The following is a 21,557-nucleotide window of genomic DNA, read 5'->3' as shown; positions in this document are numbered from 1 at the left end:
GGCCCCGACTCCGGCCGCATTCCGTCGTCTTCACCGTCTTCACCGCAAGGAACAAGGGAGAACGTGCGTGTTTGAACGCATAGCCGAACTGGCGATCCGCCGGTCCCGGCTGGTACTCGTCGTCGCCGTCGTGGCCGTGGCGCTCATGGGCGCCGTCGGAGCCGGTGCGTTCGGCAAGTTGAAGGGGGGAGGCTACGACGACCCGGCCTCCCAGTCCACCAGGGCCTCCAAGGCCATCGAGGAGAAGTTCGGCGGGGAGACGAACCTGGTCCTGCTGGTCCGCGCCCCCGAGTCGCGCGTCGACGCGCCGGAGGCCGAGCGCGGCGGCCGGGCCCTGGTGGCCGACCTCAGGGACGACCCGAACCTCGAGAACGTGGTCTCGTACTGGGACGCGAAGCAGCCCGCCCTGCGCTCCGAGGACGGCCGCGAGGCCCTGGTGCTCGCCCATGTGAAGGGCGACGAGACCCAGCAGCGGGAGAACGCCAAGACCGTCATCGACGACTACACCGGACCCCACGAGGGCGGGCTCGGCGTCCGGGCCGGAGGCGGCACCGCCGTCGGCAACGACATGGAGACGCAGACGCCCAAGGACCTCGTGCTCGCCGAGGCCATCGCCGTACCGCTGACCCTCCTGCTGCTCCTGGTCGTCTTCGGCAGCGTGGTCGCAGCCCTCCTGCCGCTGGCCATCGCGGTCATCGCCATCGCGGGCACCTTCGCCGAACTCGCCCTGCTCGGCGGCTTCGTCGACGTGTCCGTGTCCGCCACCAACCTGACCACGGCCCTCGGACTCGGCCTGGGCATCGACTACGCCCTGTTGATGACCAGCAGGTTCCGGGAGCGGCTCGCGACCGGCTCCACCGTGGACGACGCCGTCCGTCACACGGTGCGCACCGCCGGCCGCACGGTCGCCTTCTCGGCCGCCACCGTGGCCGTCGCGCTCGCGGCGCTCCAGGTCTTCCCGCAGTACTTCCTCCGCTCGTTCGGCTACGCCGGGGTCGGCGTCGTCGCCATCGCCGCCGTCGGCACGCTCTTCGTGATGCCGGCCCTGTTCGTCGTCCTGGGCCACCGGGTCAACAGCGGGCGGCTGCCGTGGGCCAGGCGCGCACGCACCGCCGCCACCCGGGCGCCCCTGTGGGGACGGCTGGCCGGCGCCGTGATGCGGCGTCCCGCGCTCACCGCGCTGCCCGTGCTGGCCGTCCTGCTGGTGGCGGCGAGCCCGCTGCTGGGCATCACCCTGGGCACCCCCGACGAACGCGTGCTGCCCGAGGACGCGCAGAGCCGCCAGGTCGCCTCCGTGCTGCGGGAGAAGTTCGACGGCAACGACGCCGCCGCCCTCCACGTCGTCATCGACGCCTCCGTGGACGAGGCACCGCCGGCCTCCTACGCGGCCCAACTGTCCGGTCTCGAAGGCGTGGTCCGGGTCGAGACCGGCACGGGCACCTACACGAAGGGAGAGCCGAGGGCGACCGGTCCCGGCAACGCGGCCCTCAGCCGCCCCGACGCCCAGCGCGTCACCGTCGTCAGCGGCCTCGCGCCCCGGTCGGAGCAGGCGCAGGAACTGGTCCACGAGGTGCGCGCCGTCGCGACGCCCGCCGGGACCGAGGCGCTGGTGGGCGGCGGGGACGCCGAACTGGTCGACTCCAAGGACTCCATCAGCGGCCGGCTCCCGCTCGCCCTGGGCCTGGTGGCCCTGACCACGTTCGTCCTGCTCTTCCTGTTCACCGGCAGTGTCGTGCAGCCGCTGCGCGCGCTGGTCCTCAACGTGATCAGCCTGGGCGCGACTCTCGGCGTCATGACCTGGATCTTCCAGGACGGCAACCTGGCCTCGCTGATCGGCGTCACACCGCAGCCGATGGAGGCGTCCATGACGGTGCTGATGTTCTGCATCGCCTTCGGCCTCTCCATGGACTACGAGGTGTTCGTCACCAGCCGGATCAAGGAGCTGCACGACCAGGGCGCGGACACCCGCACGGCCGTCACCGACGGCCTCGGCCACACCGGACGCATCGTCACCGCGGCGGCCTGTCTGCTCGCGGTGAGCTTCTTCGCCTTCGGGACGGCGAAGATCAGCTTCATGCAGATGTTCGGGCTGGGCAGCGGACTGGCCATCCTCATCGACGCCGTCGCCGTACGCGGTGTCCTCGTACCGGCCGCCATGCGCCTGCTCGGCCGGTCCGCCTGGTACGCGCCGCCGTTCCTGCGCCGGTTCCACGGACGGTTCGGTCTCAGCGAGGGCGGCCCCGCGCCCGCGCCGGCCCCCGCCGTGGCGCCGCCGGCCCAGCCGTCCGGGGTGAAGGACTCGACCGGAGTCTGATCCGCTCCGGCCCCGCACTCCGCCCGTGTCCGCGTCCCCTCCCCCGGGAAGCGGGCACGGGCGGGAGTTCGCCTGGGGGCAGGTCAGGAACCGACGGCCGCCGCGTCCTCGGCACCGGCCTCGCCGGCCGGCCGGAACTCCACGGCGACGACACCGTCCACGCTCCGGCAGTGTTCCTCGAGCAGCGGGGCGGACACATGGTCGGGAAGCCGCCCGCTGAGCACGACATGACCGTGCGTCACATCCACCTGCACCGAGGAGGGCGCCAGACCGAGCGCCTTGACCAGGGCCTCTTCGATGATCTCGGTGCGGATCGCGCGGTCCGTGCGCAGGAAGACCCGCAGCAGGTCGCTCCGGCTGACGACCCCGGCGAGCCGCCCGTCCTCGTCCACGACCAGGAGCCGTTTGATGCGGTGCCGCGCCATCACGCGGGCCGCGTCCACGACGCTCCAGTCCTCCCGGGCCGAGAGCGCGGGCGAGGTCATGAGCCCGTCCGCGTCAGTGGCGCCCGCCTTGGCGGCCGAGGCCCTGGACCACTCGGCGTGCTCCGGGGAACCGTCGGGCTCCCCGCCCCACATCTTCTGCAGGAGGTCCGCCTCCGACACCACCCCCACGGGGCGGTTCTCCCCGTCGACGACCGGCACCGCGGTGATGTCGTACTCCAGCAGCAGGTGGGCGATCTCCTTGAACGGGGTGCCCCGCTGCACGCGGACCACGGCGTCGCTCATCAGATCGCGCACCCTCTGGTGTTTCATGAAGGGTCTTCTCCTCCGCTGCCGGCCCGTCTCGACCGGCGTTCGTCCTTCTTGCCCGGGAAAACGATCGAGTGGCCCCGGGAGTGCCCGGCCGTCCGGGCGGGCGGCCCGACGAGGACCAGGGCGATGTCGTCCCCCGGGGTGGGCGCGTGCCGGATGAGGGCGTCCGCCATGGCGTCCAGGTCGCCGGGGTCGCCGTGCTCCAGGAGCCCGGCGAGGGCCGCGATCGCGTCGTCGAGGTCGACCCCGGGCGCCTCGACGAGTCCGTCGGTGTAGAGGGCGAGCACACTGCCGGGCGGCAGCGGGAACTCCAGCGCGGGATACCAGGCGTCCCGCTCGATGCCCAGCAGCAGTCCGGGCGGCACGTGCACGGGCTCGACATGCCCGTCCGCGTGGCGCAGCAGGGGCGGCGGGTGCCCCGCGAGCGCCACGCAGGCGCGGTGGGTGGCGAGGTCGAGGTGGACGTAGGCGCAGCTGGTGAACAGGTCGGGGTCCAGGTCGGTGAGCAGGCGGTTGGTGCGGGCCAGGACGCGGTCGGGGGGAGCCCCCACGGTGGCGTTGGCGTGCACGGCGGTGCGGACCTGCCCCATGAGCGCCGCCGCGTCCACGTTGTGCCCCTGCACGTCGCCGATGGTGACGCTCGCGGTGTGCTCGTCGAGCCGGATGACGTCGTAGAAGTCGCCGCCGATGCCCAGGCCCCGGGCGGCCGGGAGGTAGCGGGCGGCGACGTTCAGCCCGGGCACGTCGGGGAGGGTGTGGGGCAGCAGGGCGGACTGCAGGCGGTGGGCGAGGTCGTGCTTGGCGTCGTAGAGCCGGGCGCGGTCCAGGGCCTGCCCGACCAGGCCCGCCAGCGACGTGAGGGCGGCCCGTTCGCCCGGCGGGAAGACGTGGGGCCGCCGGTAGGAGAGCAGCAGCGAGCCGATGGGGCGGCCGGAGGCGATCAGCGGCAGCAGGGCCCAGGCGGCCATCCCGTCCTCGTGCGTCATGGCGGGATAGGCCTGGTGGAGTTCCTCGAAGGTCGTCCAGAACCCCGGGACCCCCGTGGCCATGACGTCGACGCCGGGGAGGGCCGCGGTGAGGGGCGTCCCGTCGAAGCGCCTCAGCAGCTCCGGGCTGTAGCCGCGCTGCCCGACGACCTTGAGCCGGCCCTCCGCCGGGGCCATCACCACCATGCCCTGCGCTCCGAGCGCGGGCATCAGCTGGTCGGCGGTCTGCTCGACCACGTCCTGCACGCTGACGGCCTCGGTCAGGGTGGAGGCCAGGTGCATCAGGTGGTAGAGCACGGTGGCACGGCTGGGACCCGAGGTCTGGACCGACCGGGACGGGGGCGCCTCCGCGTCCGGGCTGCCGCGGGTGATGCGCACGCTCAGCCCGGTGGCGTCCGGGTACAGCTCGAAGGACAGCCACGTCCCCGGCGGGCGCAGCACGGTGAAGGTCTGCGGTCTGCGGCTGACCAGCGCGGCCCGGTAGCGGTCCTCGACGTGCGGCACATCCATCCAGGGCAGCGCCTCCCAGGGCAGGGCGCCCACCAGCAGCGACCGGTCGACGCCGAGCAGCTCGGCCGCCCCGGGGCTGACGAAGGTGAGGTGCCCGTCCAGGTCCAGAGCGCACGATCCGCCGGGCAGGCGGTCCACGAACGCGGACAGCGCGGTCGCCTCGGCGGGGGAGGGGGTGCGCGGGGCCGCGGGCGGCAGGGTCCGGGGCCGGTCCGGTGGCAGGAGCGACTCACCGCGGTCGAGCGCCCGCTGCAGGCTGTCACCCAGGCGGCGGCAGCCCGCCCGGACGACGTCCTGTTCACCGGCGCTCAGCCGCGCGGGGTGACTCCCGGGCCACAGCAGCACCAGCCCGCCCCGGACGGCGCTGCCGGAGACGAGCGGTGCGGCCGCCAGCCCGAAGTCGTACGGCAGGACGAGCGCCAGCCGCGGATACTCGCGTGCCATCTCCTCGCGGCCGCCCGCCCACACCAGACGGCGCTCGCGGACGGCGTCCGCCACGGGCATCGGATCCTTCAGCCCGACGCGCCGCCACGGGGCGGCCATCTCCTGCGGGAGCCCTGTGACCAGGACCTGCCACACTGCGCTCTCGCCCGGTGGCAGTACGTAGAGGATTCCTCCGAACGCACCGCTCGCCCGCACCACGGCCGCCATCGCGGAGTCCATCAGCGGTCCGCCCGCGTCCGCCATCGGTCCGCCCGCGTCCACGTCGGCAGGGCTGCCCGACGCCGGCCACCCCGAACACCACCCATATCTGGACACTACGCCCGTACCGCCGCGACGGCATGCGAGGGGCGGCGGCCCGGGCGTCGCCCCTGCTCAGCCCCGGTCGCCGGGCCCTCCGGGCGCGCGCTTCACGTACAGCCGGCCGTCCGCCGGGCCGGTCCATTCGAGCCGTACGACACCGGGCACCGCGGCCTGGGCGACGCGCGAGGCGCCGGACCAGTAACCGGCGGCCGGGTTCAGGAAGTACGTCGCCCACAGGCCGCCGCGGTGATCGGCGAAGAAGTTGTTGTGACCGGCGCCGACACCAGCGGTGTACCGCTTCGTGTACGGGCCCTCGAACCGGTCGGCCACGGCGACGACCGCGTCGTACTGGTACTGCACCCGCCCGGCGGCGGGCACGTCGTAGGCGTGCCGGACGGTGCCGTCGGCGTTGACGGACGTGCGGTCCCAGGCGGCGTGGACGAGGTGGTACTTGCCGCGGTACTTGAAGACGTAGGCGCCCTCCAGATACGGCTCGGGGGAGTAGGGCGTCTGCTGGAACCGGGGCAGGTCCGTCGTCGTGACGATGTCCTCCATGTCGTCCCGGAACTTCGCGTACAGGTCGTTGTGCAGCACGAGCCACGCGTCGTCGCCCTCGGAGTAGAGGCCGCCGTCGATGTGGTGGTAGGCGCCGGGCTCGATGAACTTCGGCCCGCCGATGAACGAGTCGCCGAAGGGCTTCTCCAGGTTCCCCTCGACCAGCCGGTACGGTCCCTCGACGCCGCCCTCGCTCACCAGCATGAACGAGCCCACCTTGCGGGAGTGGTCGCCCATGCACGCCACGATGTACCAGGTGCCGCGGAAGTGGTGCAGCTCCGGTGCCCAGGCCTGGCCCCGCTTGCCGAACTGCTCGTCGTACCAGTACTCCTGCTAGGGCGCGACGACCGTGCGGCCCGGCCGGTTCTCCCCGGCGAACTCGGGCGACCACACCTTGCCGCGCTCCGCCCCGGGCCGGATGCCGGTCGTGTCGGCCAGCCGCCACGGGCCCTTGAGGGAGGGTGCCAGCCACACGAAGATGCCGTCGTTCCAGGGAGCGGCGACGTCGAGTCCGGGCACCCGGGTGGTGCCGGTGGCGACGTAGAGGGGGCGTCCGTCGACGACGAAGCAGTTGACGTAGGTGTCGCGCATCCAGACCGTGCCGCGCTCCTCGTCGCGAGGGCGCAGCTCCAGCGGGAGGACGAACGAGTTGTCCTGTCTCGGCCACAGGTCGGCCCGGGTGTCCGCGGCGCCGTACGGCTCGGGGTCGGGCCAGTTCCGCGGGTGCCGCCGGGACCCTCCGGCCGCCGTGGGAGCGGCGGGAGCCGCCTGTGCGGCGCCCGCGGGCAGGGTGAACGCCGCCCCCGCACCGGCGGCGCCGGCCAGCAGGGATCGGCGGTGGAGTCCGTACTCGGCATCGGTCATCAGTCGGGTTCTCCTTCGTCGTCCCCGTCCGGGGACCGGGGCGCGGCACACGAGCCGCGGGACGGGGGCATGGCGCACAGCATGCGAACGCCCGCACATTTACGTCAACAGGGCGGACGAATAATCGCGTGCGAGCGCCACACCCGGGCCGCTTCCCACCAGGCATTGTGAACGCTTCATTGCATCTTTCTGTCGGAGTGTTGACGGAATAATCGAGCCTCCCTACCTTGACCGGCATGCAGATGCCCAGCGGAGTGCACGCACTGGTCAGGCGGACCCACGAAGAGCGCGTCATGCGTGCGCTGCAGGAGAACGGCGCCATGAGCCGGGGCGAGATCGCCCGGGTCGTGGGCCTGTCGCGCACCACCCTGTCCGAGATCACCGGCAACCTCCTGCAACGAGGCGCCATCGTCGTCGTGGACACCGACGCCTCCCGCCGCGAGGGCAGCGGGCGACCGGCCGAACGGCTGGCGCTCGACCCGGCGTCGGCGCAGTTCATGGGCGTCGACTTCGGCCACCGCCGCGTGCACGTCGTCGTCGCCGACGCCGCGCACGAGGTCATGGTCTCCGGCTCCGTCCGGTACGAGGACACCGCGACCTGGGGGACCCGCACCGAACTGGCCCTGGACCTGGTCGACCGGCTGAGCGGCGAGGCCGGCGTCCACTACGGGGCGCTGCAGGGCATCGGCATCGGCGTACCCGGCCCCTACCCGGCCCCCGAGGGGGCGGCCTGGCCCCGCGCCACCACGGGGACCACCGTCCTGCGCCCGGCGCCCGAAGGCGTCGACGTGGCCTTCGCCGAACGCTTCGACGCCCCGGTGATCGTCGACAACAACACCCGCCTCGCCGCCCTCGCCGAGGCGATCAGCGGCGCCGACAGCGTCGCCGACCTGGTGTACGTGCGGCTGTCGGACGGTGTCGGCGGCGGTCTCGTCGTCGGCGGCCAGCTGGTGACGGGCTCGTCCGGACTGGCCGGGGAGCTGGGGCACGTGACCGTCGAACCGGCGGGCCGCCCCTGCCGGTGCGGCAAGCGGGGCTGTCTGGAGACCGTCGCCTCGGTGCCGGGCATCCTCGCCGCCTGCTGGGAGTTCGGCCTGCGCCTGGAGAACCTGGACGACCTCGCGGCCGCCGTGCGCCGCGCCCACCCCGTCGTGGACCGGGTCCTGCGGGAGGCGGCGGGGGCACTGGGCCGGGTGGTCGGCGCCGCGACCATGATGCTGAACCCGGCCAAGGTGGTCATCGGCGGCGAGATCACCCGGCTGGCGCCCGTCCTCGTGGAACAGGTCGCCGCCACCCTCGCCGCCGAGATCTTCCCGACCGCGTCCGCCGGTCCCGTCGTGGCCGCGGCCCGGCTCTCCGACGACGACGGCGCCATCGGCGCGCTCGCCGCGGTCTTCCACAGCTCACCCCTCCTGGCGAGGTATCCCGAAACCGCCGACGTGAAGGGCCGTTCCGATGCACCCGACTCCGCCACCGAAGGAGCCGCCCATGTCCGTCCTTGACAAGCGGAGCGCCGACCAGCGGCAGCCGCGGCCCGAGCAGGGGTCCGGCGCCCCGCCCGGAGCCGAAGCGGGCGACACCACGGCGGGCGTCGCCAAGTCCGCGCCGGAACGGCCGCGTTCACGGCGGCGCGGGCTGCCCCTCGCCCTGAACGCCGTGTCCGTCGCGCTCGGCATCGCCATCTGGTGGGCCCTCGCGTCCGCCGGTTTCAAGCTGCCGACACCCCCCGAGGTCGTCGACCGCGCCGCCACGCTGATCAGCGACGGGACGCTCGCCGACGACGCGCTGGCCAGCCTGACCCGGGTCCTCGTCGGCTTCGCCCTGGGCACGGCCGTGGCCGTCCCGGTGGGCTTCCTGATGGGCTGGTACGGCATCCTGCGCGGACTGATCGAACCCTGGGTCCAGTTCTTCCGCACCATCCCGCCGCTGGCGATCATCCCGCTGGCCGTGGTCGCCATGGGCATCGACGAGACCCCGAAGATCTTCGTCATCTTCCTCGCCGCGTTCCTGGCCTGCGTGATCTCCACCTTCCAGGGCGTGGTGAACGTCGACCGCACCCTGATCGACGCCGCCCGGGTGCTGGGCGCGGGCGACGCCACGATCTTCGCCCGCGTGGTGGTGCCGGCGTCCACCCCCTTCATCCTCGTCGGCATGCGGGTCGGCCTCGGCTCGGCCTGGGCCACCCTGGTCGCCGCGGAGCTGATCGCCGCCCAGGAGGGCCTCGGCTACCGCATGCAGAACGCCCAGCTCTACTACGACCTCCCGACCATCTTCGTCGGGCTCATCTCGATCGGGATCCTCGGTCTCCTCATGGACCGCGTCCTCCTCCTCGCCGAACGCAGGCTCACCCGATGGCAGGAACGCCGATGACCAGCACACCCGCCAAGATCTCCGTCCAGCACGTCACCAAGACCTTCGCGCTGGGCCGGGAGACCTTCACCGCCCTCGACGACGTCTGTCTCGACATCGCCGACCACGAGTTCGTCACCGTCGTCGGCCCCTCGGGCTGCGGCAAGAGCACCCTGATGAACATCCTCGCCGGACTGGAGACGCCCACCTCCGGCCGCGCCCTGGTGGACGGCGCCCCGGTCTTCGGCCCCGGACCCGAGCGCGGCGTCATCTTCCAGCAGTACGCCCTCTTCCCCTGGCTGACCGTGCGGCAGAACGTCGAGTTCGGCCTGCGGACCACCGGCGTCCCGAAAGCCGAACGCCGGTCGAGGGCCAAGCACTTCATCGAACTGGTCGGACTGGAACGCTTCGCCGACGCGCTCCCCAAGACCCTCTCCGGCGGCATGCGCCAGCGCTGCGCCATCGCCCGCGCCTACGCCGTCGACCCCTCGATCCTGCTGATGGACGAACCCTTCGGCGCCCTCGACGCGCTCACCCGGGTCAAGCTCCAGGAACAGCTGCTCAAGACCTGGAGCCGGGACAAGCGCACGGTCCTGTTCATCACCCACGACGTCGACGAGGCCGTGTTCCTGGCCAACCGGGTCATCGTGATGGCCGCCCGCCCCGGACGCGTCTACGACGTCGTCGACGTCGACCCCGGCGTCGAGCGCGACGAGGCGTTCCGGCTCAGCCCCGAGTTCGCCGCGCTGCGCAACCGCGTGTGGACTTCCGTCTACCACCAGGAAGGCCGCACCGCCGCCCTTTCCGGTTCCCCCTCCCCGACGTCGTGACCCGGAAGGGACTCACCGCCATGTCACCCGCCCTCACCCGCAGAAGCCTCACCACCACCCTCGTCGGCGTGGCCGCGCTGGCGCTGCTCGCCGCATGCGGCGGCGGCTCGTCCTCCGGCGGCTCCTCGGACAAGGTGCGCTTCGGCTACATCAACGACTTCAACGGCGCCAGCCTCATCGCCATCGCCGAGGCCAAGGGCCTGTGGAAGAAGCACGGGCTCTCCGCCGACGCCAAGGTCTTCACCAACGGGCCGCTGCAGATCCAGGCCCTCGGCACCGACAACCTCGACTTCGGCTACATAGGCCCCGGCGCCATGTGGCTCCCCGCCTCCGGCCAGGCCAAGGTCGTCGCCATCAACACCCTCGGCAACTCCGACCGGGTCCTCGCCCAGCCGGGCATCACCTCGATGCGGCAGCTCAAGGGCAAAACCGTCGCCGTGCCCGAAGGCACCTCCGGCGACATGATCCTCTCCCTCGCCCTGGAGAAGGCCGGGATGACCAAGGAGGACCTGAAGGTCGTCCCCATGGACCCGTCCACCATCGTCTCCGCCTTCTCCTCCCACCAGGTCGACGGCGCCGGCTTCTGGTACCCGGCCGCGGCGACGATCAAGAAGCAGGTCCCCGACCTGGTCGAACTCGCCAAGAACGCCGACTTCGAAGAGGACGTCTCCTTCCCCACGGCGTTCGTCGCGGGCAACAAGGTGGTGGCCGACCAGCCGGAGAAGACCAAGAAGGTCCTCGCCGTGCTGCGCGAGGCCATGACGTTCCGCGCCGAGCACACCGACGAGGCGATCGAGCTCACCGCCGACAAGCTGAAGATCCCCGTCGACCAGGTGAAGGCGGACGCCGCGAACAACAAGGTGCTCAGCGTGGCGGAGCTGGACAAGCTGACCCGGGACGGCACCGTCGTCACCTGGCTCAAGGGCATGAACGACTACTTCGTCGACGCCGGCAAACTCGACAAGCCCGTCGACCCGAAGACCTACTACACCGGCGACCTCTTCACGGGAGCGGGCAAGTGACGCAAGCGAACCAGCCCGGTCCCCGGCCCGGCGCGTCCCGGAAGAACATCCTCTTCCTCATGACCGACCAGCACCGCACGGACACGCTCGGCGCCTACGGCAACCCGCTGGCCCACACCCCCGCGCTCGACGAACTGGCCGCCACGGGAACCCGCTTCGACCGCTGGTACACCCCCACCGCCATCTGCACCCCGGCCCGCGCCAGTCTCCTGACCGGCCAGGCACCCTTCCGGCACAAGCTCCTCGCCAACCACGAACGCAACGTCGGCTACCTCGAAGACCTGGCCGAGGACCAGTTCGCCTTCTCCCGCGCCCTGCGTGAACACGGCTACAACTGCGGCCTGTTCGGCAAGTGGCACGCCGGAAACCGGCGCACGGCGGCCGACTACGGCTTCGACGGACCCGACCTGCCCGGCTGGCACAACCCCGTCGACCACCCGGACTACCTCGCCTACCTCACCGAACGCGGACTGCCCCCGTACGAGATCAGCGACCGCGTCCGCGGCACCCTGCCCAACGGCGGCCCCGGCAACCTGCTCGCCGCCCGGCTGCACCAGCCCGTCGAGGCCACCTTCGAGCACTACCTGGCCACCCGCGCCATCGAGCAGTTGGAGCGGTACGCCGCCGACGCCCACGAACGTGACCAGCCCTTCTTCCTGGCCCTGCACTTCTTCGGACCGCACCTGCCGTACATCCTGCCCGACGAGTACTTCGACCTGGTCGACCCCGCGGACGTGGAGCTGCCGCGGTCGGTGTCCGAGACCTTCGAGGGCAAACCCCCGGTCCAGCGCAACTACAGCGCGCACTGGACCTTCGACACGATGCCCATCGAGACCACCCGCAAGCTCATCGCCGTCTACTGGGGTTACGTCGCCCTCATCGACAAGCAGATCGGCCGGGTCATGGCGGCCATGGAACGGCTCGGCCTCGTGGACGACACAGCGGTGTTCTTCACCTGCGACCACGGCGAGTTCACCGGCTCGCACCGGCTGCACGACAAGGGCCCCGCGATGTACGAGGACATCTACCGCACCCCCGGCCTGCTCCGGGTCCCGGGCGCCCCCGGCGGCCAGGTGCGCGACGAGTTCGTCAGCCTCCTCGACTGCACCGCCACCATCCTCGAACTGGCGGGCCTCGACCCGAAACCCGCCGTAGACTCGCGCAGCCTGCTGCCCCTCGTACGGGGCGAGGCGGTGGAGTGGGACGAGGACATCGTCTGCGAGTTCCACGGCCACCACTTCCCCTACCCGCAGCGCATGCTGCGCGAGGACCGCTACAAACTCGTCGTCAACCCCGACTCCGTCAACGAGCTGTACGACCTGCACACCGACCCGGACGAACTGCAGAACGTCTACGCCCATCCGGAGCGTGCGGAGGTCCGCGGCCGCATGATGCGCCGGCTGTACGACGTCCTGCGGGCACGCGGCGACAACTTCTACCACTGGATGACGTCGATGTACGACGTGGGCGAGGTGGGACACGACCCGACCCTGAGCGGGCTCGACGAGTCCACGTACAAGGCGTAGCAGGCCCGGGCACGCGAACGATTCGAGGACCGATGACCAGCACTCACCGCCCGTGCTGCGCCCCCGCGACGGCACCCGTCGCCGTGGACGCCGCGCCCGGCGCGCCCCCCGCGGTGCCGGAGTCCGCCGCCCGCCCGCGCTCGACACGCGGCCAGGTGCGTCTGCCGGGCGGTGAGTTCGCCATGGGGGACGCTTTCGGGGAGGGATATCCGGCCGACGGCGAGACACCCGTGCACACGGTACGTCTGAGGCCCTTCCACATCGACGAGACCGCCGTCACCAACGCCCGGTTCGCCGCCTTCGTCAAGGCGACCGGCCATGTGACCGACGCCGAACGCTTCGGCTCCTCGGCCGTCTTCCACCTGGTGGTCGCCGCTTCCGACGCCGACGTCCTCGGCAACGCCGCCGGCGCCCCCTGGTGGATCAACGTGCGGGGCGCCCACTGGCGCCGCCCCGAGGGTGCCCGCTCCGACATCACCGGGCGGCAGAACCATCCCGTCGTCCACGTCTCCTGGAACGACGCCACCGCCTACGCGCGATGGGCCGGCAAGCGGCTTCCCACCGAGGCCGAGTGGGAGTACGCCGCCCGCGGGGGACTGGCCGGCCGCCGCTACCCCTGGGGCGACGAGCTGACTCCCGGCGGCCGGTGGCGCTGCAACATCTGGCAGGGCCGCTTCCCCCACGTCAACACGGCCGAGGACGGTCACCTCACCACCGCGCCGGTCAAGTCCTACCGGCCCAACGGCCACGGCCTGTGGAACACGGCGGGCAACGTGTGGGAATGGTGCGCCGACTGGTTCTCGCCGTCGTACTACGCCGAGTCCCCGGCCGCGGACCCGCACGGGCCCGCGACCGGGACGGCACGGGTCCTGCGCGGCGGCTCCTACCTGTGCCACGACTCCTACTGCAACCGCTACCGGGTCGCCGCCCGCTCCTCCAACACCCCGGACTCCTCGTCCGGCAACCTCGGCTTCCGCTGCGCCAACGACGCGGCCGTCACATGCGGATCAGCCGCTGCGTGAGCTCCCGGTACTGCCGCAGGGCGAGCCGGAGTTCCTCGCCGTGCGCCTCGGGGTCCTGGTCCTGCCAAGCCTCGTGCAGGGCCCGACGCCGTTCCGCGAGGGCGTTCGCGAGGTGAGCCGCGGCGTCGTCGAAGGCGCCCTCCGCCTCCTCCAGCGCGTCGTGCGGAGCGTCGGCGAAGGTGTTGATGGCCTTGCGGAGGCGGTCCAGGACCGCGTCCCGTTCCTCCGACGGCAGGAGGGCGTCCGGTGCCGCGGGACGGCGCTCGGTGCGGTTCTGGTCCCGGTCCGCGGGCTGCTGTGCGCGCGTCTGGTCATACATGTCGTGTGCCGCTTTCCTGGGTTGCTTGGATCACCGGGTTCCCCGGAGCGGCATGCGCTGCGCCGTACGGACAGTCAACGCCCGAAGACGATGTGTGTCAAAGCGCCGGTTTCCCGTGCCCCGCTACCGCCGGGTGAGGGTCTGGGGGTAGTCGGTGATGATGCCGTCGACGCCGAGACCGACCATTTTGCGGATGGCGCCGGGTTCGTCGACGGTCCAGACGTTGATGTCCATGCCGAGTTGGTGGATGCGGTCGACGAGGGTCTGGTCGGTGACGGTGTGCTGGGGGTTGACCTGGTCGGCCCACTGGCTGAGCTGGAGGAGTTCGGTGTCGGTGGGGCGGTCGGCGTCGAGGATGCCGATGGGGATGTCGGGCTGGGCGGTGTGGAAGGTGCGGGCGTCGTCGGTCTGGAAGGACTGGACGGCGAGCCGGTGGTGGGCGAGGGCGGTGCGGACGTAGCGGGGTTTGTCGCGCAGGGTGTCGGCGAGGTCGGTGGCGATGGTGGTGCCGTACTGGCTGCAGGGGCTGATCTCGGCGAGGAGTCCGGTGCGGGTGTGCTGGATGTGGCGGATGACGTCGTCGACGGTGATGATGCGTTCGCCGGTGTAGTCGTCGTGGAACCAGGTTCCGGCGTCGAGGCGGCGCAGTTCGTTCCAGGTGAAGTCGGAGACGCGGTAGCTGGGTCGGCCGGGGTAGAGGTTTTCGATGTCGGTGGTGCGTTCCATGGTGCAGTCGTGGAAGTTGACGAGGTGGCCGTCCTTGGTGCGTTGTACGTCGATCTCGACGTAGTCGGCGCGTTGGCGGACGGCGAGGTCGATGGCGGCGGCGGTGTTCTCGGGTGCCATGCCCGAGGAGCCGCGGTGGGCGATGACGTCGGGTCCCGTCGCGGCCTGCGCCGTCGTCGACGTCGCCGCCAGGGCCAGACCACTGAGCACGGCCACGACCGCACCGGCACGCCTCTTGCTCGCGAACTTCACTGGAGCCTCCCACGTTGAATGACTCCCTGGAGACTCCCGGACGGTGGTTACGGGAAGCCTGCCGCGGTCTGGCGGGCCCGGGAGGGGCCGGTGGAGCGGAGCGCCGAACCGGTCATCGGAGGCGGAGGGGGCGATTGCGCGCAATCACCCCCTCCGCCTCATGCGTTTCACCTGCCGAGGATGCCCTGGGGGAGGAGCGACTGCGGCGAGGTGGCCGGGTGTCCCACCTCCAGCGATCCCAGGAGACCGTTCAGGAGCGGACCACCGGGAACACCGGCGGCCGGATCGGGCCCGGGAGCCGCCTCGGCGAGGGGAGCGGAGACCAGCAGGGCGGTGGCCATGACGGAGACGCAGGCAAGCTTCTTGATCATGTGCGGCCCAACGAACGAGGGCCCGGGGGGAAACGCTCGCCGGGGCCGGACTGGGCCAGTCGGGTTCAGGCGGGCGCCAACCGTGGCACGGGTGGGAGCGGCGCGTGCCCGGGGGAGGCCCGGAACGCCTGGATCACCAGCGCGGCGAAGCGCCGGGAGGCCGCGACCCGGGCGGCCGTCGGCAGGGCGTGGATTCCCCGGTTGGCCGTGATCATGAGGATGAGGTCGTCCAGCACGAAGTCGGGGCGCAGACCGCCGTCTCCCTGGGCCCGACGGGCCAGTTCACCGACGGACTTCAGCGAGTACGCGCGGGCGGCGGTGAAGTCCCTCGCGTCCGGGTAGGCCGCCATGAACGCCTCGGAGCAGCCCAGGTGCCGGGCATGCAGCTCACAGGTCTTCTCGACGACGAGACAGAATCCGGCCCAGGGGTCAGGGTGGGCCAGGCCCTCGTCCACGACCGCCCGGCACGCGCGCAGCTGATCCCTGCACGCCTCGGTGATCAGCTCCTGCTTGGTCGGGAAACGCCGGTAGAGCGTGGCGGGCCCGACACCGGCCCGCCGGGCGATTTCCCGCATCGGCACCCGCAGCCCCTGGGCGGCGAACAGCGCGCGGGCCGCGTCGAGGATGCGCGCGCGGTTGTCCTCGGCGTCGGAGCGCAGGGTGCGAGGCAAATGATCGGTCATCACTCTCACTTTAGCGAAGTGGACGGGGGCGCCCGTTAACGTCCGAAGGACACGGCCCCCGTGCCCGAGGACATGGCGGCACGGCTTCGACGAGCAAGGAGTGGCGAATGAAGGCAGTGGCGATCCGGGCGTTCGGCGGGCCCGAGGGGATGGCGGTCGTCGACCTCCCCGTCCCCGTGCCCGCCGCGGGACAGGTGCTGGTGGCGACGGAGGCGATCGGCGTGAGCGGTGCCGACGTCGCCATCCGCAGCGGCGCGCTCGCCTCCTACGGGTTCCAGGAGGGGCATGTCCCCGGCGGGGAGGTGGTGGGTACCGTCACGGCGGTCGGCGCGGGCGTCGACGCCTCCTGGACCGGCCGGCGCGTGTGGGCGCTGACCGGCGTGGGAGGTGGCTACGCCGAGCAGGCGACCGCGCCGGTCCACGACGTCCTCCCGCTCCCCGAGGGGCTGTCCGCCCTGGACGCGGTGACCCTCGGCAGCGCCGGGGTGGTGGCGCACTTCGGACTCGCCCACGCCCACCTCACCGCGGGCGAGAAGGTGCTGGTGCGGGGCGCGGCGGGCAGCCTCGGCATCATGACGGTCCAGCTCGCGGCGCGGGGCGGTGCCGCGGCGGTGGCGGTCACGACCTCGTCGGCCGCGCGGGGCGAGCGGCTGCGCGGGCTCGGCGCGACCCACGTCCTGGACCGCTCCGGCCGCGGCGACGCGGACGCTCCCGAGTCCTTCGACGTCATCCTGGACATCGTCGCGGGCGCCGAACTGCCCTCCTTCTTCAGCAGGCTCGCGCCGAACGGCAGGATGGTGGTCGTGGGCGCCGTCGCGGGGCAGCCACCCGCGGACTTCGGCACGCAGCTGATGGCGTCCTTCCAGAAGTCGATGTCGTTCGCCACGTTCAGCGCCGCCACCGTCCCGGAAGCCGACCTGCGGGCCGTGCGGGCCGAGCAGTTCGCCGCCGCGGGCCGGGGGGAGTTCGAGACCGTCGTGCACGAGGTGCTGCCCCTGGACCAGGCGGCCTCGGCGCACCGGAAGATGGACGCGGGCGAGGTCTTCGGCCGGATCGTGCTGACCCCGTAGGCCCTGCGGCGTGCCACCCCTTCCCGGCAGCCACGGCCCGTCGGGAGCGGCGGCGCCCGGGCACCCGTGATTCCCCTGTGCGGCCGGTGCGCCCGCCCTGCGCCCTGCCCCGCCTCCACGTCCTGCTCGAACCCGTACTCACCGTGCCCGCCCACCTGGTGCCGGGCGGGCACCGATGGTACGTCGACCCGTGCGGGCAGGCCTGGAACGGCGGCCTCGGCGAACCCCGCCCGGCGCCACCTGCCGCGTCCCCCACCGGCTCGCCCGCCCGGGCCTCGGCCTGGACGAGAGCGGACCGTGGCGGTGGCTGGACGCGGCGCGCGAGGAGAACACCCGGCGCGCCCGGCGGCAGGCGGACGGGACGGACCGCCCGGAGGCGCTGCCGGACACCGGCTGATCGCCCGGCCGCGGTCGATTGTCAGTGCCCGCCGACACCATGGACGGCATGAAACCCTTGCTTCTCGCCGATGTCGAGCGTGCCGTCCGCAGCAGTTGGAGTGCCGAGACGAGCACGCCGGAGTTCCGGTCGCAGTGGACCGAGGACAATCCCGCCCGGGACCAGTGCGGCGTGACCGCCATGGTGCTCAACGACCTGCTGGGCGGCGAGCTGATCCGGGGCGAGGTGCACGTGGCGGGCGAGCGGGTCGACTTCCACTGGTGGAACCGGCTGGGCATGGGCGTGGAGATCGACCTCACCCGGGAGCAGTTCGGCCCGCACGAGACCGTCGTCGGCGCCACCGTCGTCCCCCGGCCGCCCGAGATACGCCGACTGCGGGAGGAGTACGAGCTGCTGCGCGGGCGCGTCCTGGAGCGGCTGCGGCGGCAGGAAGCCGCCTCGTGACCACCCCGGCCGGGGCACCGGTCGCGCTCCCCGCGGCGAGGGTCCGGGCCTACGACGACTCGCGCACCACCAGCTCCGTCGGCAGCGTCATCTGCTGCCGGGGCGCGCCGTGCTGCGTGATGTCGGTGAGGATACGGGCCATGGTCCGGCCCAGTTCCTCCACCGGCTGACGCACCGTCGTCAGCGGCGGGTTGGTGTGGCGGGCCAGGACGGAGTCCTCGAAACCGACGACGGCCACATCCCCCGGAACCTGGCGCTTCAGCCGGCGCAGTTCGGCCAGGGCGCCGACCGCCATCAGGTCGGACGCGGCGAAGACGGCGTCCAGGTCGGGGGCGCGTTCAAGAAGCAAACGCATGGCGTTCGCACCGCCCTCCTCGGTGAAGTCACCCGCCTCGACGAGGAGTTCCGGCGTAGGCACCCCCGCCTCCTCATGCGCGGCGCGCCAGCCGGCGAGCCTGCTGCGGCCGACGTCCATGTCCAGCGGTCCGGTGATGGTGGCGACCCGGCGCCGTCCGCCGCCCAGCAGATGCCGCACGGCGGCGGCCGCCCCGCCGGCGTTGTCGGAGTTGACGTAGCTCAGCCGCTCGCCCGCGTCGCGGCGGCCGGCCAGCACCGTGGGCAGGCCCATCTCCTCCAGCATGCCCGGCAGCCGGTCCTCGGAGTGCACGGAGACCAGCAGCACGCCGTCCACCCGGCGGGTCGCGACCGACTCGGTCAGCTGGTCCCGCTCGGCCTGGTCGCGGACGAGCATCAGCTGCAACTGGGTGCGGCTGACGGCCAGGGCGCCGCTGACACCGCGGATGAGCGCGGCGAAGAACGGCTCCGAGCCGAGCCGGCTCTCCGACTCCGGGATCACCAGGGCAACGGCGTTGGTGCGGTTGGTGACCAGGCCGCGGGCGACCGAGTTGGGAACGTAGTTCAGTTCCTTGATCGCCGCAAGGACCCTCTCCCGGGCATCGGCACTGACCAGCTCCGAGCCGTTGACGACACGGGAGACCGTGGTGCGGCCCACGCCGGCGCGGGCGGCGACCGTTTTGATCGTTGGACGGCGGTTGCCGGTCATGTACTCCCCCCTCGGCGGCCGCGGCGGCGCTGCCTGCCGCGGAGGTGACCTGCGGCAATTCTTGCAGACACCGCGATCGGCGGAGCACCCCCCGGGCTCCGGGACACGAACGCGGCGCGGGGGCGCTTGCGACAAGTTGCTTTCAAGTTATTGACAGACAGGCCCCGTTCCCACGAGTCTTCGATGCGCCGGTGGGAACGTGCCCACCAAAATTGGGCACGTTCCCACCCCGTGTTCGAGCCGCTGTCTTTCATCGCTGTAGCCGCTGTAGCCATCGCAGTAGTCATCGCAGAACTCGTCACTCCGATGTGTCAGCGTCGTCGCTAGGAGGAGATCCATGGGCACTCTCGGTTCATTGCGCAGAAGGGCGGTGGCGACGGCCGCGGCCGTGGGCGCGCTGGCGCTCGTCGTCGGCTGCGGCGGCAGCGACGACTCGGCCACCGGCGGTGGCAAGAAGGACGGCAAGGTCACCATCACCATGGGCATGTACGGGGTGATGGGCATCAAGGAGACCGGCCTTCTCGAGCAGTACGAGAAGGAGAACCCCGATGTCGACATCAAGGCCGAGATCGCCGGTGACGAGCAGACCTACTACACCGCCCTGCAGACCAGGCTCGCCGCGGGCAAGGGCCTGAAGGACATCCAGGGCATCGAGATCGGCCGGGCCAAGGAGATCACCGAGACCCAGGCGGACAAGTTCGCGGACTTCGCCGAGGTCGCGGGCACCGACCACTTCCTGCCGTGGAAGGAGTCCCAGATCAGCACCAAGGACGGCAAGGTGCTGGGCCTGGGCACGGACATCGGCCCGATGGCCGTCTGCTACCGCAAGGACTACTTCGAGAAGGCGGGCCTGCCCACCGACCGCGAAGAGGTCGCCAAGCTGTGGGCGGGCGACTGGAACAAGTACGTCGAGGTCGGCCGCACCTTCAAGAAGGACTTCAAGGGCGGCGACGTGGCGTACATGGACGCGGCCAGCGGCCTGTTCAACGCCATGGTCTACGGCTACCCCGAGCAGTACTACAACGAGAACGGCGAGCTGATCCACGACTCCAACCCGGCCGTCAAGGAGGCGTGGAACCTCTCCGCCGACGCGGCCGAGGACGGTCTGACCGCCAAGCTCCGCCAGTTCCAGCCCGGTTGGGACCCGGGCCTGGCCAACGGCACCTTCGCCACCGCGGTGTGCCCGGCGTGGATGCTCAGCCACATCAGCGAGAAGGCCGGCGACGCGAACAAGGGCAAGTGGGACGTGGCCAAGGCGCCCAAGGGTGCGAACTGGGGCGGCTCCTTCCTCGGCGTCGTCGAGCAGAGCCCGGTGAAGGAGGAGGCCAAGAAGCTCGTCGCCTGGCTCACCGCGCCCGAGCAGCAGGCCCACATCTTCAAGGAGATCGGCAACATCCCGTCCTCGCGCGAGGCGCTGGACAGCCCCGAAGTGAAGAACGCCAAGTCCGAGTACTTCAGCGGCGCCCCGATCGGCCAGATCTTCGGCGCCGCCGCCCAGGAGATCCCGGACAAGCAGGTCCTCGGCCGCAAGGACGGCACGATCAAGGACACCTTCTCCCAGGGTCTGGCCCTGATCGAGCAGGGCGACGCCACGCGTGACGAGGCGTGGGAGACCACCGGGGAGCGCATCGAGAAGGCGGTCGGCTGACCGCACGCTCCCGAGGCCGACCGGGCCCGCCCGCGTCCAGGAACAGGTCCTGGCCGGCGGGCCCGGCGCCCGGCTCACTCAAACCGCACTCAGGAAGGAAGTCCGGTGGCCACCTCCACCACCAAGGCCCTGGCCGGGGGCGAGCCTGCGCGTCCGTCCCCCCGCGGGGACGGGGACGCCCCCCGGCGGCGCGGCGCGCTCTGGCACCGGCTCGACATCAAGGGCGCCCCGTACGCGTTCGTCGCGCCCTTCTTCGTCATCTTCGCCGCGTTCAGCTTCTACCCCCTGATCTACACCTCGTGGATCTCCCTGCACGACGTGGAGCTGGCCACCCTCGATGTCATGGAGTGGGTGGCGTTCGACAACTACGTCGAGCTGTGGGGCGATTCCCGGTTCTGGAACGCGCTGCAGAACACGATCACCATCGGCGTCATCTCCACGGTGCCGCAGCTGATGATGGCGCTCGGCATGGCCCATCTGCTCAACTACCGGATGCGCGCCTCGCTGTTCTTCCGGGTCGCCTCCCTGGTCCCCTACGCCACCTCGGTCGCCGCGGCCGCCCTCGTCTTCACCATGATCTTCGAGCGCGACTTCGGCATGATCAACTGGGCGCTCGGCTCGGTCGGGATCGACCCGGTGGACTGGGAGGCCGACAAGTGGCCCGCCCAGGTCGCGATCTCGACCATCGTCATCTGGCGCTGGACCGGCTACAACGCGCTGCTCTACCTGGCCGCGATGCAGGCCATCCCCGCCGACCGGTACGAGGCGGCCTCCCTCGACGGCGCCTCCCGGTGGCAGCAGTTCATCCACGTCACCGTTCCAGGGATCCGCTCCACCATCGTCTTCACCATCGTGCTCTCCACGATCGGCGCCACCCAGCTCTTCGGTGAGCCGCTGATCTTCGGCCAGGGGCCCAACGGGGTCACCGGCGGCGCGGACAACCAGTACCAGACGCTGGGCCTGCTGCTGTACGAGGAGGGCTGGAAGAACTACCAGATGGGCCGCTCGGCGACCGTCGCCTGGGCGATGTTCATGGTGCTGGTCCTCGTCTTCGTCGTGCAGCGCGTCATCAAGCGCCTGCGCTCCCGCACGTCCTGACCTGGAGTC

General features: G+C 71.7%; 19 protein-coding genes and 1 pseudogene. 12 read left to right on the top strand and 8 right to left on the bottom strand.

What is annotated here, in order from left to right; translation table 11 throughout:
• The first annotated feature begins 67 nt into the window (after positions 1-67).
• Positions 68-2,314 (top strand): MMPL family transporter, encoded by a 2,247-nt coding sequence (locus ACGH52_RS03555; RefSeq protein ID WP_399937507.1) that lies wholly within the window; start codon positions 68-70, stop codon positions 2,312-2,314.
• A gap of 83 nt (positions 2,315-2,397) precedes the next feature.
• Here ACGH52_RS03555 and ACGH52_RS03550 read toward each other — a convergent pair whose 3' ends face one another.
• From ACGH52_RS03550 to ACGH52_RS03540, 3 genes and pseudogenes are all read right to left on the bottom strand, one after another.
• Complete coding sequence (locus ACGH52_RS03550; RefSeq protein ID WP_059298800.1) at positions 2,398-3,069, bottom strand: CBS domain-containing protein; 672 nt, start codon at positions 3,067-3,069, stop codon at positions 2,398-2,400.
• Positions 3,066-5,228 carry a SpoIIE family protein phosphatase gene (locus ACGH52_RS03545; RefSeq protein WP_399946619.1) on the bottom strand — a complete coding sequence of 721 codons (2,163 nt, stop codon included), beginning with the start codon at positions 5,226-5,228 and terminating at the stop codon, positions 3,066-3,068. Before ACGH52_RS03545 ends, ACGH52_RS03550 begins: the two co-directional genes overlap by 4 nt.
• Positions 5,229-5,381: 153 nt before the next feature.
• Positions 5,382-6,728 (bottom strand): annotated as a pseudogene (locus ACGH52_RS03540) (family 43 glycosylhydrolase).
• A gap of 236 nt (positions 6,729-6,964) precedes the next feature.
• Here ACGH52_RS03540 and ACGH52_RS03535 point away from each other — a divergent pair.
• The 6 genes from ACGH52_RS03535 to ACGH52_RS03510 are packed head-to-tail and all read left to right on the top strand — an operon-like array spanning position 6,965 to position 13,477.
• Entirely contained in the window at positions 6,965-8,230 is a 1,266-nt protein-coding gene (locus ACGH52_RS03535) for an ROK family transcriptional regulator (RefSeq protein WP_171987538.1), read from the top strand.
• Complete coding sequence (locus ACGH52_RS03530; RefSeq protein ID WP_121702058.1) at positions 8,217-9,098, top strand: ABC transporter permease; 882 nt, start codon at positions 8,217-8,219, stop codon at positions 9,096-9,098. Before ACGH52_RS03535 ends, ACGH52_RS03530 begins: the two co-directional genes overlap by 14 nt.
• Positions 9,095-9,907: an ABC transporter ATP-binding protein gene (locus tag ACGH52_RS03525; protein WP_399937503.1), complete on the top strand. Its 813-nt coding sequence runs from the start codon at positions 9,095-9,097 to the stop codon at positions 9,905-9,907. The genes ACGH52_RS03530 and ACGH52_RS03525 overlap by 4 nt, the downstream gene beginning before the upstream one ends.
• Before the next feature lie 20 nt (positions 9,908-9,927).
• Positions 9,928-10,929 (top strand): aliphatic sulfonate ABC transporter substrate-binding protein, encoded by a 1,002-nt coding sequence (locus ACGH52_RS03520; RefSeq protein WP_399937501.1) that lies wholly within the window; start codon positions 9,928-9,930, stop codon positions 10,927-10,929.
• Entirely contained in the window at positions 10,926-12,455 is a 1,530-nt protein-coding gene (locus ACGH52_RS03515) for a sulfatase-like hydrolase/transferase (protein WP_399937498.1), read from the top strand. Before ACGH52_RS03520 ends, ACGH52_RS03515 begins: the two co-directional genes overlap by 4 nt.
• A 32-nt stretch (positions 12,456-12,487) precedes the next feature.
• Positions 12,488-13,477: a formylglycine-generating enzyme family protein gene (locus tag ACGH52_RS03510; RefSeq protein ID WP_193777611.1), complete on the top strand. Its 990-nt coding sequence runs from the start codon at positions 12,488-12,490 to the stop codon at positions 13,475-13,477.
• On the opposite strand, the gene ACGH52_RS03505 is transcribed toward ACGH52_RS03510, so the two are convergent.
• The 4 genes from ACGH52_RS03505 to ACGH52_RS03490 form a co-directional block, all read right to left on the bottom strand.
• Positions 13,452-13,796, bottom strand: coding sequence for a hypothetical protein (locus tag ACGH52_RS03505; RefSeq protein ID WP_059298793.1), 345 nt, complete (start codon positions 13,794-13,796; stop codon positions 13,452-13,454). The genes ACGH52_RS03510 and ACGH52_RS03505 overlap by 26 nt on opposite strands.
• A gap of 123 nt (positions 13,797-13,919) precedes the next feature.
• The gene (locus tag ACGH52_RS03500; protein WP_399937494.1) at positions 13,920-14,774 is read right to left on the bottom strand and encodes a glycerophosphodiester phosphodiesterase; all 855 of its coding nucleotides are present in this window, start codon (positions 14,772-14,774) and stop codon (positions 13,920-13,922) included.
• 167 nt (positions 14,775-14,941) lie between these two features.
• A complete protein-coding gene (locus ACGH52_RS03495) occupies positions 14,942-15,145 on the bottom strand; it encodes a hypothetical protein (protein WP_059298791.1) in 204 nt (67 codons plus the stop codon).
• A 65-nt stretch (positions 15,146-15,210) separates the two neighbouring features.
• The gene (locus ACGH52_RS03490; RefSeq protein WP_171987548.1) at positions 15,211-15,828 is read right to left on the bottom strand and encodes a TetR/AcrR family transcriptional regulator; all 618 of its coding nucleotides are present in this window, start codon (positions 15,826-15,828) and stop codon (positions 15,211-15,213) included.
• A 107-nt stretch (positions 15,829-15,935) separates the two neighbouring features.
• Between ACGH52_RS03490 and ACGH52_RS03485 the strand changes: the two genes are divergently transcribed.
• The 3 genes from ACGH52_RS03485 (at position 15,936) to ACGH52_RS03475 (ending at position 17,739) form a co-directional block, all read left to right on the top strand.
• On the top strand, positions 15,936-16,898 hold the full coding sequence (locus tag ACGH52_RS03485; protein WP_399937488.1) for a zinc-binding dehydrogenase: 963 nt from the start codon (positions 15,936-15,938) through the stop codon (positions 16,896-16,898).
• Between the two features lie 175 nt (positions 16,899-17,073).
• Complete coding sequence (locus tag ACGH52_RS03480) at positions 17,074-17,295, top strand: hypothetical protein (RefSeq protein WP_399937485.1); 222 nt, start codon at positions 17,074-17,076, stop codon at positions 17,293-17,295.
• 48 nt (positions 17,296-17,343) lie between these two features.
• Positions 17,344-17,739 (top strand): hypothetical protein, encoded by a 396-nt coding sequence (locus tag ACGH52_RS03475; RefSeq protein WP_107487908.1) that lies wholly within the window; start codon positions 17,344-17,346, stop codon positions 17,737-17,739.
• A gap of 49 nt (positions 17,740-17,788) precedes the next feature.
• Here ACGH52_RS03475 and ACGH52_RS03470 read toward each other — a convergent pair whose 3' ends face one another.
• Complete coding sequence (locus ACGH52_RS03470) at positions 17,789-18,802, bottom strand: LacI family DNA-binding transcriptional regulator (protein ID WP_076977849.1); 1,014 nt, start codon at positions 18,800-18,802, stop codon at positions 17,789-17,791.
• 337 nt (positions 18,803-19,139) lie between these two features.
• Between ACGH52_RS03470 and ACGH52_RS03465 the strand changes: the two genes are divergently transcribed.
• Together ACGH52_RS03465 and ACGH52_RS03460 are read left to right on the top strand one after the other, a co-directional pair.
• Positions 19,140-20,450 carry an ABC transporter substrate-binding protein gene (locus ACGH52_RS03465; protein WP_059298786.1) on the top strand — a complete coding sequence of 437 codons (1,311 nt, stop codon included), beginning with the start codon at positions 19,140-19,142 and terminating at the stop codon, positions 20,448-20,450.
• Between the two features lie 105 nt (positions 20,451-20,555).
• The gene (locus tag ACGH52_RS03460) at positions 20,556-21,548 is read left to right on the top strand and encodes a carbohydrate ABC transporter permease (RefSeq protein WP_059298785.1); all 993 of its coding nucleotides are present in this window, start codon (positions 20,556-20,558) and stop codon (positions 21,546-21,548) included.
• The last annotated feature ends 9 nt before the right edge of the window (positions 21,549-21,557 follow it).

It is taken from the genome of Streptomyces sp. BBFR25 (assembly GCF_044590125.1).
In the GTDB taxonomy this organism is placed as follows: Bacteria; Actinomycetota; Actinomycetes; order Streptomycetales; family Streptomycetaceae; genus Streptomyces; species Streptomyces canus_D.
The sequence above is the reverse complement of the archived record's forward strand: the minus strand, read 5'-3'. Positions and strand labels throughout refer to the sequence as shown.

Excerpts from the sequence above, each read along its gene's own strand:
- ACGH52_RS03505 (WP_059298793.1), bottom strand. The coding sequence starts at position 13,796 with ATGTATGACCAGACGCGCGCACAGCAGCCCGCGGACCGGGACCAGAAC.
- ACGH52_RS03495 (WP_059298791.1), bottom strand. The coding sequence starts at position 15,145 with ATGATCAAGAAGCTTGCCTGCGTCTCCGTCATGGCCACCGCCCTGCTG.
- ACGH52_RS03490 (WP_171987548.1), bottom strand. The coding sequence starts at position 15,828 with ATGACCGATCATTTGCCTCGCACCCTGCGCTCCGACGCCGAGGACAAC.
- ACGH52_RS03470 (WP_076977849.1), bottom strand. The coding sequence starts at position 18,802 with ATGACCGGCAACCGCCGTCCAACGATCAAAACGGTCGCCGCCCGCGCC.
- ACGH52_RS03550 (WP_059298800.1), bottom strand. The coding sequence starts at position 3,069 with ATGAAACACCAGAGGGTGCGCGATCTGATGAGCGACGCCGTGGTCCGC.
- ACGH52_RS03530 (WP_121702058.1), top strand. The coding sequence starts at position 8,217 with ATGTCCGTCCTTGACAAGCGGAGCGCCGACCAGCGGCAGCCGCGGCCC.
- ACGH52_RS03535 (WP_171987538.1), top strand. The coding sequence starts at position 6,965 with ATGCAGATGCCCAGCGGAGTGCACGCACTGGTCAGGCGGACCCACGAA.
- ACGH52_RS03465 (WP_059298786.1), top strand. The coding sequence starts at position 19,140 with ATGGGCACTCTCGGTTCATTGCGCAGAAGGGCGGTGGCGACGGCCGCG.
- ACGH52_RS03510 (WP_193777611.1), top strand. The coding sequence starts at position 12,488 with ATGACCAGCACTCACCGCCCGTGCTGCGCCCCCGCGACGGCACCCGTC.
- ACGH52_RS03525 (WP_399937503.1), top strand. The coding sequence starts at position 9,095 with ATGACCAGCACACCCGCCAAGATCTCCGTCCAGCACGTCACCAAGACC.
- ACGH52_RS03480 (WP_399937485.1), top strand. The coding sequence starts at position 17,074 with ATGGTACGTCGACCCGTGCGGGCAGGCCTGGAACGGCGGCCTCGGCGA.
- ACGH52_RS03475 (WP_107487908.1), top strand. The coding sequence starts at position 17,344 with ATGAAACCCTTGCTTCTCGCCGATGTCGAGCGTGCCGTCCGCAGCAGT.
- ACGH52_RS03485 (WP_399937488.1), top strand. The coding sequence starts at position 15,936 with ATGAAGGCAGTGGCGATCCGGGCGTTCGGCGGGCCCGAGGGGATGGCG.
- ACGH52_RS03545 (WP_399946619.1), bottom strand. The coding sequence starts at position 5,228 with ATGGACTCCGCGATGGCGGCCGTGGTGCGGGCGAGCGGTGCGTTCGGA.
- ACGH52_RS03520 (WP_399937501.1), top strand. The coding sequence starts at position 9,928 with ATGTCACCCGCCCTCACCCGCAGAAGCCTCACCACCACCCTCGTCGGC.